Source organism: Parasutterella sp. St.1A3 (assembly GCF_059728705.1).
The window spans coordinates 1,526,700-1,540,543 of the sequence record NZ_BAAGFK010000001.1; the positions used below are offsets into that span (position 1 = coordinate 1,526,700).

At 51.3% G+C, this 13,844-nt stretch carries 10 protein-coding genes; 8 read left to right on the forward strand and 2 right to left on the reverse strand.

Annotation, left to right across the window (positions count from 1 at the left end; translation table 11 throughout):
- Nucleotides 1-184: 184 nt before the first annotated feature.
- The gene (locus AC6I1F_RS07135; protein WP_160335894.1) at nt 185-1,159 is read right to left on the reverse strand and encodes a LysR family transcriptional regulator; all 975 of its coding nucleotides are present in this window, start codon (nt 1,157-1,159) and stop codon (nt 185-187) included.
- A gap of 151 nt (nt 1,160-1,310) precedes the next feature.
- Here AC6I1F_RS07135 and AC6I1F_RS07140 point away from each other — a divergent pair, with 151 nt between their 5' ends.
- Nucleotides 1,311-3,068, forward strand: a complete 1,758-nt coding sequence (locus tag AC6I1F_RS07140; protein WP_289163923.1) for a flavocytochrome c — start codon at nt 1,311-1,313, stop codon at nt 3,066-3,068.
- Between the two features lie 145 nt (nt 3,069-3,213).
- Here AC6I1F_RS07140 and AC6I1F_RS07145 read toward each other — a convergent pair whose 3' ends face one another.
- Complete coding sequence (locus AC6I1F_RS07145) at nt 3,214-4,191, reverse strand: LysR family transcriptional regulator (RefSeq protein WP_497801697.1); 978 nt, start codon at nt 4,189-4,191, stop codon at nt 3,214-3,216.
- A 401-nt stretch (nt 4,192-4,592) separates the two neighbouring features.
- Between AC6I1F_RS07145 and AC6I1F_RS07150 the strand changes: the two genes are divergently transcribed.
- From AC6I1F_RS07150 to AC6I1F_RS07180, 7 genes are all read left to right on the forward strand, one after another.
- On the forward strand, nt 4,593-7,256 hold the full coding sequence (locus AC6I1F_RS07150) for a molybdopterin-containing oxidoreductase family protein (RefSeq protein ID WP_497801698.1): 2,664 nt from the start codon (nt 4,593-4,595) through the stop codon (nt 7,254-7,256).
- 3 nt (nt 7,257-7,259) lie between these two features.
- Nucleotides 7,260-7,853, forward strand: coding sequence for a 4Fe-4S dicluster domain-containing protein (locus tag AC6I1F_RS07155; RefSeq protein WP_160335900.1), 594 nt, complete (start codon nt 7,260-7,262; stop codon nt 7,851-7,853).
- A gap of 9 nt (nt 7,854-7,862) precedes the next feature.
- Nucleotides 7,863-8,681 carry a hypothetical protein gene (locus AC6I1F_RS07160; protein ID WP_289164168.1) on the forward strand — a complete coding sequence of 273 codons (819 nt, stop codon included), beginning with the start codon at nt 7,863-7,865 and terminating at the stop codon, nt 8,679-8,681.
- Between the two features lie 74 nt (nt 8,682-8,755).
- Complete coding sequence (locus tag AC6I1F_RS07165) at nt 8,756-9,397, forward strand: TorD/DmsD family molecular chaperone (protein ID WP_497801699.1); 642 nt, start codon at nt 8,756-8,758, stop codon at nt 9,395-9,397.
- A 222-nt stretch (nt 9,398-9,619) separates the two neighbouring features.
- On the forward strand, nt 9,620-10,225 hold the full coding sequence (locus AC6I1F_RS07170) for a 4Fe-4S dicluster domain-containing protein (protein WP_289164194.1): 606 nt from the start codon (nt 9,620-9,622) through the stop codon (nt 10,223-10,225).
- Nucleotides 10,222-12,537: an FAD-dependent oxidoreductase gene (locus AC6I1F_RS07175; RefSeq protein ID WP_497801700.1), complete on the forward strand. Its 2,316-nt coding sequence runs from the start codon at nt 10,222-10,224 to the stop codon at nt 12,535-12,537. The genes AC6I1F_RS07170 and AC6I1F_RS07175 overlap by 4 nt, the downstream gene beginning before the upstream one ends.
- Nucleotides 12,488-13,624 carry a 4Fe-4S binding protein gene (locus AC6I1F_RS07180; protein ID WP_497801701.1) on the forward strand — a complete coding sequence of 379 codons (1,137 nt, stop codon included), beginning with the start codon at nt 12,488-12,490 and terminating at the stop codon, nt 13,622-13,624. Before AC6I1F_RS07175 ends, AC6I1F_RS07180 begins: the two co-directional genes overlap by 50 nt.
- The last annotated feature ends 220 nt before the right edge of the window (nt 13,625-13,844 follow it).

The following is a 13,844-nucleotide window of genomic DNA, read 5'->3' on the forward strand; positions in this document are numbered from 1 at the left end:
TTAAAACAATCGGTTGGACACCAGAACAATTAATATCTTCTGCGAAGCGATTATGAGATTTTTCGAGAGAGAAGTCAGGGCACCGGTGTCAAGAAGATAGTTCGGATGACAGAACTTACGCTACCTCCCATCACATAACCTCTAATTCTTCGGCTACACACGCCTGAACCAAAAAACATTCCGTTTAGGAAGTCATGTACTCGTGCAAAAGCTCTTCGCCAAATAAATCCGCAAAGTCTTTCTCGTACCCGGCTTCTTTTTCAGCAAATTTCTCCGCAAACCAGTTCATAAAGATGCGTACATATGAAACATTCCATCGCGATCGATGACACGCTAAATAGTTCACCTGCGACGCACGATGCCAGCCGTCAAGAATCGGAACCAAACGCCCTGCCTTCAAATCATCAATGATGTAAAACAACGGGAAACCGGGAGAAACACAATCACCGGCAAGTACCGCTTCATAAATCAAACTCATACTCGTCCACTGAATCGGCATATTCAGAGTGATGCTCCGCCGCTCTCCTCCTCGGATGAGACTGTTGAACGGCGTAAAGGAATTTCTGTCGCCGGCAAAGGTATGACCGACCGGAACTTCCGCAAGCCTCGAGGGATCATCAATCCGGCCATATTTCTTCAGGAACTTCGGAGATGCGGCCGGTATGAAAAGCATCCTGCCTCGAGGAATCAGCACAGCCTCCGGCATATTCACATTGCCCGTCACGGCCGCAATGTCCGCGGCTCCTCTTCTGAAGTTTTCCGTATTAACCGGACAGATCGCCTGAATCCTATGCCCTGAAAAATACTTCGAGTATTCAAAAAATAGCGAATGAGAAATTTTTGCAAAAGTATCCGGAATCATCATTCTGATGACCGCCCGATCCTTGTCCGTCTTCTGCTCCGCAATTTCCAGAATCTCAGCGTGCCGATCCAGCATATCCTCAACCAACGGCAGAATCTCAGCTCCTGCCTGCGTCAGACGAAACGGCCGCGAACTGCGGTCTAAAAGAGGAAACTTCAGTTCCTTCTCAAGCTTTGATAATTTGCGTGATATTTCCGCAGAATCACATTGACAGCGTTCTGCCGCCTTCTGAATACTGCCTAACTGAGTGAGCGCGATAAAAAGTTTCCAGCTGTCAATCTGATCACAAGCCTTCATTTTGTCTTCTCAATAGAGATTGATTTAATTATCAATTTATATTGATGATTTTATCAATATCATCCGAAAACAGTCGTTTTAAAAAAACAAATTCCGCAAACTTCATAAAATTTTTCCAACCTCTAATTCACTTGAAGCCAAGGAGAAATCAATGAACTCAAAAGCGTTTCAATTAACTGCAGCTGTTGCTGCGCTGCTCGCGGCAGGCTCTGTTAACGCAGAAGCCAATAAGGTTTTCTCATACACCGTGCAGGCGCACAATGCACCGATGACCGTTGATGTCATTATGAAGGACGGCAAAATCGCAAACATCCTGACCGATAGCCGTGAAAGCAGCGGAGTCGGTAAATTCGCGATCACGGATCTCTCCAAAAAAATGATCCGTAATCAGAGCGTCAATGTGGACAACATCACGGGCGCCTCTGTCACCAGTATGGCGCTGAAGTACGCAGTCAAAAAAAATCTTGAACAGGCCGGAGCCGATCTTTCTAAATTCCAGTCCAAAATCGCCAAAGCTCCGCTGAACGATTCCTATAAGTCTGAAGTTGTGATCGTTGGAGGAGGCGGCGCAGGCCTCGCAGCAGCCGCTTCAGTCATTGAAGCCGGCGGCACTGCCGTCATCGTTGAGAAATTAGGCTACCTTGGCGGATCGACCGCAGTGTCGGGCGGCGGATACAACGCCGTTGACCCGGAACGTCAAAATCGCCAGGGCGTCACCGACAGTATCGAGAAACATTACCAGGACACTATGCGCGGAGGCCACAACAAGAATAATCCCGAACTCGCCAAACGCCTGGTAGAAGAAGCGCCGGGAACCATGCACTGGCTTGAAGGCAAAGGCCTCGGTTTCGGCCCTAAAGTCCATACGATTGTCGGCGGTCTCTACCAGCGCGGACATGCAGCTCAGGGAGGCGGATTCGGCTACGTCAATGCACTGAGTCGCTTTATCAAAGCCTATCCGGATAAAGTTAAGGTATTTACCGACACTCAGGCCGTAAGTCTCATTAAGGACGAACAAGGTCGAGTCATCGGAGTCGAAGGCAAAAATGACGGCAAAACAGTAAAGTTCTTTGCTTCTAAGGGTGTCATCATTGCGACCGGCGGATTCGGCTCCAACGTCGACTTCAGACAGGCTAAAAACACCGGCGTATGGAAAGAAGTCAAACTCGATAAGGACATTCCGTGCACAAACAATTTCAAAGCATCCCAAGGCGACGGTCTTAAACTCGCAGAGCAGGTTGGCGCCAACATTATCGATCTCGACGACATTCAGCTGCATCCGGGCGGCACGCCCAAGACCGGCATTATGTCCAGCTGGCCAAGCGGAAGAAACCGCATCTTCCTGACTCCGCAGGGAGATCGTTTCGTTAACGAAGACGCCGCCCGCGACACTCTCTGCAAGGCTATTTTCAAGGAAGGCGGAAAATACTGGATTGTTTCCAACCATGTGAAATACCCGAGCCTTGACTATCAGTCCAAGAATCTGACCATCGGCGAAATGATCAAACTCGGACAGGCATTCTCCGGTAATACGGTTGAAGAGCTTGCCTCAAAGACCGGTATGGATCCTAAGAAACTTAAAGCCGCTATCCAAAGCTACAACGATGCTGTAACCGGCAAAGTCAAAGAAGACAGCTTCGGCTTTAAGAAATCCACCAAAGACGATCAGCCGATGACTGAAGGCCCTTATTACGCCACACCGATGGTGCCTGCGGTCCACCATACGATGGGCGGCATCCAAATTAATACGAATGCCCAAGTGCTGGATAAAAACGGTAAGGTCATTCCGGGCCTGTTTGCTGCCGGTGAAGTCACCGGAGGCGTACACGGATCAAACCGTGTCGGCGGAAACGGTATTGCCGATGCGATGGTTTACGGAAGGATCTCCGGACAATCCGCGCTAAAGTAATTTAAATCCTCTCTAAAGCCGCCCTCACCGGCGGCTTTTCGATTCTTTAAAAGCGCTTTCGACGCTGATAGTGATCAGTTCACTCATCAAAAAGCGTGTTCCATGCGCATAAAACCGATCTTTTATCCAAAGAGAATCTGCCGTCTCACTCATAATTCTCTGCGAACCCCTTGGATCTTGCCTCCTCTATCGCGCTTCTTGCCTGCATAATCCGTTCAACACACTGCTTGTTCTCCACCTGAGAAAACCAGTTCACAAAATCACGAATCACCGGATCCGACAAATAACGGTCTCGTCTGGCCAAAATGTGCATGTTCCAGTTCTGCCGCTCCCAGCCGGGAAGAATCGGAACGATCTTCCCCTGTCTGAGCTCTTCCACCACATGTCCCAGATAGAGGTCCGGCGTAATGCCTTGATGATTCAACACCATGTTTCTGATCAGAAACTGATCGTGACTGAGATAAATGTTCTGCCAGTGAATAATATTGCTCGCGACGCCGTCCCGATACAAAATCATTGTCGGCGCATTGTTGGGCATGACTTGCAGCAGACCGACGTGCCGACTTAAATCTTCCGGCGTGCGCGGAACACCATGAACCTCCAAGCACTGCGGAGACGCAAACACCGGCGTAGAGTTGGAAACGACATGACGCGCGACAATCTCTGACTGATCCGCGGGCGACTGGTTCACCACCGCGACATCCGTGTCACCCGCTAAAAGCTCGCGAACCGTCATCTCGGGGAGCATGGAAAACTGAATCCGAGGGTTCAGATGAGAATACTGAAGAAGCTCCTGAGAATAAAACTGCTGAGTCATCTCCACGGGCGCAGAAAACCGAATCAGTATCTTCTGCGCCGTCCCCGCGCAGAACTCATCAAGCCTGCTGAACCCGTCTAATAGCGGAAGGACCATCGGGAGAATCTGCCGGCATCGATCCGTCGGGATAAAGGGTCTGCGGTTTTTAACTAAAAGCTCAAAACCAATCTCTTTTTCTAATCCGGCAATCAGCCTCGAGACCTTCGCGCTGTCCAAATCCAAAAGCAGCGCAGTCTGTGTGATGTTGCCTGTCTCTACGGTCACGGCAAGTGCGCGCCAGGCAAGCAAATTATCCTTTTGCTTCATATCGTCGGGTGTGGGATGGAGTCGATAGGATTAATCCTATAGTCAAATAACTGTGCGATCAATCTAATTTGTCTCAAAAACACTGAATTTATAAATATATCTTATTGAATACAAAAGACATTGTAATTTTTGAAGGCTGACAAATAAAAACCGCATGTCTGAAGTTTGTGAAGCAGGTCACAATAGATTTATCAGATTCCAAGAAAAGAGACCCTATCATGAATATCGACACTCAAATGCTGATCAGGGACCAAAGTTAATCGTCCTGCATAAAGACTGAAGCCCGGTCCTAAAAATCAATTAACCGCTTTTCTCAATCGGATGCCTTAAAAACATCCGAACAGGGGAATTATTGTCCGAATTTTCTTTACCCCACTCAATCTCACCTCAGGAGTGATTTTATGAAACTATCCGAAATCAGCCGCAGAAGTTTCGTCAAAGCAGCCGCCGCTGCCGGAGCCGCTACAGCTTCTCCGTTAAAAGCTTTTGCCGCGGGCGAAGGTTCTGCGCAAAAGAACGCCGCTCTGAAAGATGACACTCAGATCATCACGACGACATGCCGAGCCTGTATCCATAACTGCGGCGTCCGCGCGCATGTTCGCAACGGCCGGGTTGTCAAAATCGAAGGCGATCCGAACTATCCGATGAGCGAAGGTACGCTTTGCGCAAAAGGTCTTTCCGGCATCAACGCGCTTTACCATCCGGACCGCAACAAGTACCCGATGATCCGCGTCGGCAAACGCGGCGAAAACAAATGGAAACGCATCAGCTGGGATGAAGCGATCGATATCATCGCGCACAAGATGATGGAAGCCAGAGAAAAGTACGGCGCCGAGTCCGTTATGGCCTCCACGGGCGGCGGCGGTAACCCGCACTTTAGAATGATCGCGCGTTTCTGCAATATCTTCGGTACGCCGAACTGGTACGAACCGGGCTGCGCTCAGTGCTTCCTGCCGAGAACCTTGGCCTTCGGCATGATGTACGGCGGACCGTCCACCTCGATCGCCGACGAATGCGCGCTCGAAATCTATAACAAAAACACACCGATGAAAAACATCGTCCTGTGGGGCACAGACGTCTCATACAGCTGTCCCGCGGGCGGCGGCCACGCGCTTGCAAATCTCCGCGCCAAAGGCGTTAAGACAATCTCTATCGACCCGAGATTTGCGCCGAGCGCGGCTAAAGCCGATGTCTGGCTTCCGATTCGTCCGGGTACCGACGTCGCGCTGCAGCTTGCCTGGGTCCGCTACATCATTGCGCATAACCTCTTTGATAAAGACTTTGTGCTCAGATGGACTAACCTGCCTTATCTCGTCAACACAAAGACTCAGATGACCGTCAAAGCGAACGAACTCTTCAAAGACGGTAAAAAAGAAGATTTCGTGGTTTGGGACGCAAAGACCAATCAGCCTCAGCCGCTTCCCTATCCTTTCAATGACGCGCTTGATCCGGTTTTAGACGGAGAATTCTCCTATAACGGACAAACATACAAGACCGGCTTCCGCCTGCTCAAGGAACGCGCTGAACCGTGGACACTTGAAAAAGCCGGAGAAACCTGCTGGCTTAAACCTGAAAAAATCGAAGAAGCGATCAAGATTTACGCTGAAGGCCCCGGCGGCATCTCTTTGGGCGTTGCCACCGACCAGAACCCGAACTCGGTGCAGGCCGCGATGGGCGCGGTTATCCTCAACGCTTTGATGGGCTACGTGGAAAAACCGGGTACACTCATGAACCGCAATCCGCTTGCCGTTCCTCCGAAGAACAGCCTGGTTTCTCGCTGCGAGCGCCTGCTGCCTCCGGGACAGCTTGCCAAACGCCTGGGCGGTGTTGAATTCAAAGGCCTGCTCTCTTGGGACGCCGCCCAGCCGACAAGAATCCAGGAAGCCATTATGACCGGCAAACCCTATCCGATCAAAGTCTGGCTTGAACGCTCCGGCAATAAGCTCGGTGTCGTCGGCGATGCGGGTTCTTGGGCGGAAGCCACAAAGCACGTGGACTTCATCGTTCATATGTTTAACTATCCGACCTCATTCTCGATGTACGCGGATATGCTGCTTCCGACAACCGAATGGCTCGAAACCGACTTCCTCGCAGAGTCGCTCAACACCGTTTGGGCTCGTCAGGCAGTCGTACATACTTGGGAAACTCGGCATGAAACGGTCATTTGGTCCAAGATCCTCAAGCGCTGCGGCGAATTAGGCCATGAAGTCTGCCGCAAATCCTTTGATCCGGAATTCATGGGTGCGGACCTCCCGCAGTGGGATTCCATGGATCAGATCCTCGATCTGAAACTCAAACCGCTTGGCATCACATTCGCGGAACTCAAGAAAAAAGGCTTTATCGAAGCAATGCCGTACGACAAGTGGAACAGCTACTACGTCTATAAGAAGATCAATCCGAAGACCGGTCTTCCGGTGGGTTTCGGCACCGCTTCCAAGAAACTTGAACTCTATGCGGACCGATTCATCACCATGGGCCGCACCGGCGCGCCTTACGCGCAGCAGAAACTTGACCCGGTAGAAAAAGATTACGATCCGCTGCCTTACTTCCTTGAGCCGTATGAAAGTCCAAACCGGGAAATCGCTAAGGAATATCCGCTCGTGATGACCAACGGCCGTCTGCCTATGTACCACCACAGCACGCTCAGAAACATTCCGTATCTGCGCGAAATCTACCCGGTTCCCGAAGTCTGGATCAATCCGGAAACCGCTGCGAAGTACGGTATTCAGCAGGGCGACTGGACTTGGATTGAATCCAAACGCGGCAAAACTCAAGGCAAAGCAAGACTGACCGAAGGCATCAATCCGGGCGTTCTCTACATGGAACGCTTCTGGTTCCCGGAAAAACTCTCGTCTGACACACACGGCTGGAAGGAAGCCAACGTCAACGTGCTCTCCAAGAACACGGCTCCGTTTAACGATATGGTCGGCACATATACGCTGCGCGGCTACCAAGTCCGCATCTCCAAAGCCGACAAAGGCCCCGAAGGCGTATGGACCAAACCTGAACAGTTCAAAGTCTGGATGCCCAGCCCGTCTGACAACACACCGAAAATCGAAGGATAAAAAATGGCACAAAAAACACTCGTTATCGACCTCGACCGCTGCATCGGATGCTTTGCCTGCGAAGTGGCATGCAAAAACGAAAACAATGTCCCGCTCGGCGTCTACTACAACAAAGTACTTTCCATCGGACCGGTCGGGAAGTTCCCCGACCTGAAGCAGTACTTCCTGCCCACCGTCTGTCAGAACTGCCGTGAAGCGCCTTGCGTGAAGGTTTGCCCGACCGGCGCCTCTTTCAAGACGGAAGACGGTCAGGTGCTTGTGGACAAAGAAAAATGCATCGGCTGCAAAATGTGTATCGCGGCCTGCCCCTACGGCGCTCGTTCCTTCAATCCGGAAAACAAAGTGGTTGAAAAGTGCACACTCTGCCGTCACCTTCAGGAAGTGGGCGAGCAGCCCGCATGCGTTAAGGCCTGCTGCGCCAACGCTCGTCTGTTCGGCGACATCGATGACCCGCAGAGCGATGTTTCTAAGGCGATTGCCGCTGCCGGCGAAGAGAACGTGCACAGCATGCCGGACTCCGGAAATCATCCTTCGGTTCGCTACATTCTTCATAAGAAGACCGGCGAATGGGTCAGCAAACCTCCGAAGATGCTCTAAGGAGAAGAAATGGTCGGCGACTGGACATTATCACTTTTTGCAGCCTTACTCTGTTTAGGCTCAGGTCTTCTCGCTGCCTTGGCTGCTTCAGAGTTCTCGAACTTTACTGAGAGAACTCTGAAGACGCTCGCCTCACTCGGTTTCGTCTGCCTCGCCCTCGGCGGCCTGGCGGCGGTTTCCAATCTCGGAAGACCGAGCATGATTTTAGGTGTCTTTGCCAATCCCGCTTCCCGGCTTTTCTGGGAGATGATCGGTGTGGCGGGCGCGCTGCTGACAAGCGCCGCATATCTGGCTGCGCTCTTCAGAGAGGCTGATCAGACTATAACCAGAGTCATCATCCTGCTCTCCGCGCTTTTTGCTTTCGTCGCAACCGCTGCGCTCGGCGCAAACATGGTGATGAGCTGGCGTCCGGTCCTGAGTTCCTACACGCTGATGATTCCCTTCATCGGCCTGTACTGGACAGCCGCTTCTCTCAGCTTCCTGCTGGCGTGCGAATTAGAAGACGCGGACGGCGCCAAAGCAAGAGCGTCCTCTTTTGCAGCTTCTGCTATAAGCGTCATCGGTTTTAGCGCTTATATCGCAGGTCTGCTTGTAAACCCGGACACCTCGGAAGCGGGACAGCAGCTTGTCACCGGCGTTCTGAGTCTGCAGTTTTGGATTGGCTGCGTCTTTTGCGGCATTCTTCTTCCGCTTGCGGCCGCTCTGCTTAGGAAAGCCCGTAAGCTTTTCGCTTCCGTCGGACTCATCGGCGTCTTTATTGCTTCGTTCTTATGGCAGAGTATTATTTTTGACATCGGACGAGCAGCCTGGCATTTCTTCAATCCTTAACAGATCAGTGCCGGCCGATTCAACCTCGTCGGCACTGACATCCCTCAGGCGTTCAAACCAAGGAAATTCAAATCATGGCCTTTGACTATCTGGAATTACTCGATCTTGAAATCAACTACAAAGTGATCTCGCGCTTATTCGGCGAAGAAATCGATCAGGCAGCCGCGAACTGGCTCCTTAGTCTGGGCTTGGACGACTTCTGCGACGAGCCTTTAATTCGGCGGGGCGCGCAGATCATTCATGAAGAGCTCACGAAAGAGCAGCCGGATAATTATCTCGATCTTCTCGCAGCCGAATATGCCGCGGCGTTTATCGGCACCGCAGGAAGCAAAGCGGCCTACCCCTACGAGTCCGTCTATACGAGCCCTCAGCAGTTAGTGATGCAGAAAGCATTTGAGGACGTACGTAAAATCCTCAACGCCCGCGGCGTGTTCAATGACAGCGAACTCTACGACGATCATATCGCCATTGAGCTTCAATACCTCGCATACCTGGTCGAAAAGCTAAGAAATACTGAAGAAAATTCGCCGGAGTATGAGCCTCTGATCGAAGATCAGGAGTCGTTCCTTGATGATCATATCCATAACTGGGTACCAAAGTTCACCAGCCAAATTAAGGCCAGCGTCCGGTCGCGGTTTTACCTTGGCGCTGCCATGATGCTTGCAGGCGCTGTCCGCGAACACGATAGAATTCTTCGAAACCATCGCCTCGGTTAATATCATATCTAAGTGATTTTTAGGCACTTTGTTGTTTTTAAGGAGTTCTTTGCAAAATCGCACTATTTGATGCATCAAAAAACACTCAGAATAAAGCAAACAAACTCACCCCATGGATAACGATTATGACTTCAGCCGCTGTCTGCTTCGGTTTGCGCCCTCCTTCACGATTCCTCGCGGCACTATAGCCGCAAATGAAATCCCAGCAGCTTGGAGGCAAATATGAGTTCTCAAACTGCATCTGTCGGAAGGCGGGGCCTGCTCCTGTCATTAGGCGCTTCTGCAGGTCTGTTCGCGCTGGGCTGGGGCGCGTCTAAAACTCAAGCCGAGCCTCTCATAAGACCGCCGGGCGGACAGAATGCGCAATTTCTTTCCAAATGCATTCGCTGTGACCGCTGCCGAAGCGTATGTCCGACGGATGTCATTGCGATCGGCGGTTTTTCCGAAGGCGTCCTAAACCTGCGCACGCCCGTCATGAACTACAAATACGGCTCCTGCGACTTCTGCCGCAAATGTATCGAAGTCTGCCCGACCGGAGCGCTTACTGACTACGTCGGAGAAACCGTTCCGATCGGCAAAGCGCGTTTAACCGAAACCTGTATTGCGCTCAGAACCGGCGCCTGCACCAAGTGCAAAGAACAATGCCCGTATGACGCGATTTCTCTGGACGAGAGAATGATTCCGATCATTGATGAAGACAAATGCAACGGCTGCGGCGTCTGCGAACATATTTGTCCGGCCAACGTTCTTCAAGCTTATACAGGACGTAAGGTCCGCGGCATTGAAATCGTACCGTTGGAGGTTAAAGATACTAAGGAGGCGCCGTGAAAAAATTCTCACTTCTGAGAACGCTGACGCTTTGCCTCTTTCTTTTAGCGGTAGTGTCCGGCGTCATTTGGCACACCGGCTGGGGGACACTTTCTTCTTTTGGCATCGGCGCAATCGCTCAGATCTGTCCGATCGGCGCGCTCGAGAGCGCCTTCGCGTCCAAATCTCCGACTTTAAATGTCTTGATTTGCCTTGCCGTCTTTGCGGCAGTGATCGTGTTATTCGGTCGTTTTTTCTGCGGCTGGCTCTGCCCGGTCCCGCCCTTGAGAAAGCTCTTCGGCACAGAACCCAAACCGATCGAGGCGAAAGAAACCCGCGGCAATAAACCGCAAACCTGCATCCGCACTCAAAAAATCGATTCTGAAACCTCTGTTAAAGAGTCTGTTATTCACGAAGCGGCAGATTCATCCAAACAAAGCGCAATCCGTGCAGAAAACCTTCAGAAACAAGGCCCGTTCTTTGTTCTTGCCGCTGCGCTGGTTTCTTCCGCTGTATTTTCCTTTCCGGTTTTCTGTTTAATTTGTCCTGTCGGACTCACGTTCGCCTTGATCATCGGCACACTGCACATGCTGAAGTTCAATGACCCGACGATCACACCGCTCGTCATACTCGGCGTGCTCCTCTTTGAAATCTTCTTTTTAAGAAGATGGTGCAGCTTCATCTGTCCGATCGGCGCCTTTGTTTCTTTAATCAGCCGCTTTAATAAGACGTTTGTTCCGAAGATTGACGCTCAAAAGTGTCTGAGAGCCTCCGGACTCAACTGCCAAGTCTGCAGAAATGCCTGTCCGGAAAGCATTGATCTCAGAAAATCAGTGCCGAGCTCTGACAGTTCCCGATGCCTCAAGTGCGGCGCCTGCGCTCAGAAGTGTCCGGTTTCCGCGGTGTCTTTCCCGTTTTTTAAAGCCAAACAAAAAAACGAGACGACTCGTCAGGCGCCCAATCCCGTTTATTTAAAAAAGATTTTGCCTGGGGCTGTTTCGACACAAAAGTCCGTCGTTTCAAAAGAAACCTTTACGGCTCCGGAAGAAACCTTCACACTTAAAAACGCCAAACTTGAAAGCAGCCGATGCATCCAGTGCGGAGCCTGCGTTCAGGCCTGCCCTCAGCACAATCCGATCCCCGACGTACTGAAAGCGCTCGCAGACGGCGAGACTAAAGCGGCAGGACAAAAGCTTCTTCAGGCAGGCAAACTTCCGGAGCTGTGCTCGCATCTTTGTCCGAAGGATAAGTTCTGCATGGCGGCCTGCCCGTTAGGAGAGATTTCCGAGCCGGTGAACATCCACGCGCTCCTTTACTTTGCTTCTTCCAGAACGCTTGATCGAGGCTATCGGACGCACAGAGCGCGCACGAACCGCAAGAGTCCCTCGGTCGCCGTGATTGGTGCGGGTCCGGCCGGACTCGCGGCCGCGGATATGCTGCGTTCTCAGGGATTCAAGATCACTGTTTACGAACGCGAAAATGAAATCGGCGGTCTGACTGCGTACGGGATTCCTTCTTTCAAACTGGCAAAGGATCGAATTATCCACCGCAGAAAACTCTACGCTAAATCCGGCATCGAATTTCAGCTTGGATCAGAAATTGCCTCCGCAGACGAGCTACTCTGTATTACAGACGCCCACGACGCGACGCTCATCGCTGTGGGCGCTGAAGAACCCATCGCTTTAATCGTCCCGGGATCGGATTTAAGCTTTGTTTCTCAAGCGCTCCCCTATTTGCGCGCAGATTCCAAACCGAATCCCGAGTCGTCTGCCAAGAACAAACACGTCGTTGTTCTCGGCATCGGAGGAACAGCACTTGACTGCGCGAGAACCGCGGTGCGACAAGGTGCTTCTTCCGTCACCTGTCTCTTCCGCAAATCACTTCTGAAAGCAAATCCGCCGAGAGATGATTATGAATACGCACGAGAGGAAGGCGTTCAATTCATTGAAGAAGCGGTGATTCAGTCGATTGAAGCGGATAAGACAATTAGAGTCACAAGGCCTGACGGCAGCGATTTAACGCTGCCCGCGGAACTTGTGATCTGCGCTTACGGTTTTAAAGGACCGTGTGATAATTTCATTAGAAACGCGGGTATCGTCCTCACTAAAGGCTCCGTAAGAACCGGCAATCCTAAGGTATTTGCCGCGGGAGACGCGGTCAACGGGCCGGGGTTTGTGACGACGGCGATTGAAAGCGGTCAGCTTGCCGCAAAAGCCATTTCTGACTTTTTAAGTGCGGACTGTGAGAAGGTACGCCAATCAGCCTCCAAGAGAACAACAGAAAATGACGAAGATATCAATAGAGGAAGACCTGCTGAACCGGTTATTAGCTAAGTGCAGCGCCGAAATTGAGCGTCACGCCGGTTCGGCGGACAGCGCGAACATAACCTTTGAAAAGAACCGGTGTGTGAAAACGCTGTTTCCTAAGTCATCCTGCACTCAATGCGTTCAGGTGTGCCGCGAGCGGGCGCTTTCGATTAAAGATCAGACGATCTCTATCGAAAACAGCGAATGCTCCGCATGCGGCGCCTGCATCAGAGCCTGTCCGACGGAAGCGTTCTCATACGGCAGATTTCCGTTATTTGGCGTACTGGCCGCGCTTAAAAATCGGCTTCATAGTGCGTCCGCGTCTTCTGCCCTTGCTTTTACCTGTCCAAAAGCCCAAAGCAGAAAAAATGGTGTTCCTGTCGGGTGCTTCAATGGCGTCAATCCCGCGCTGATTTTGCTCTCCCATTTACTGTTCAATACCAAAATCGAGCTGCACAGTTCCGACTGCGAGCGCTGCCCGAGCCATAACGGAGGCTGTCCGACTCAGGCTCTGGCAGACGACTGCGAGACGCTTTGCGCAAAGTTAGGCGTTCAGTTTCGGCCGGTATGTGCTGAAGAAAATGACGGAGATAAAATCAGTCTTGGCCGAAGAAGAATCTTCAGTAGGCTTTCCGACCGTCTGCATGGAATCAGCGAAATTACTTCTTTATCAGGCGGAGCTCCTAAAACCGACAAAGTTTTTACAATGCCGGAGCGTGAAATGCTCATCGCGGCCATCGAGCTGCTTAAAGCGAGAAGGCCCGGCTTTGAGATTTCGGAGAAGATTTTTCCGCTCCCCGGCGTCATTAGCGGAAAATGCTCCGGATGTAATATCTGCACTTTGCTTTGTCCGACGGGATGTCTGTCGGATAAAACCGAGAACGGTCGCTTCAAGCTGACCGCGGATCCGATGCGCTGCACTAACTGCAGAAGATGCATTGAAGCTTGTCCGACGCAGGCGATGGTCATGCGCGGTATTCCGGGGACGCAAGCGGTCATTTCCGATTCCGTCAGAATTGTTTTAACTGAGATTTCCGCGCAAAAGGACGAAGAGGAACAATCGGCGGAAGCCCGCATGAAAGAAATTTTTGATGTGCCGATTTATCGGAGCTGATGCTTCGAAAACGGCAAATCAGCATTGAATTTTCTATTCCGAAAAAACTAAGGCTGCGGCACCGCCTCGTGCCACTTAACGAACTGTCTTTCCTCAATGGAAGAAACGAGCACGACTCTCTTTAGTTCCGGACTGCTCTGCTGTTCTCGCTCCTTTTGCATAACGATCAGCAACTGCACAAAAATGCACATGACCGCAAAAATGCTTTTTTGAGACAATT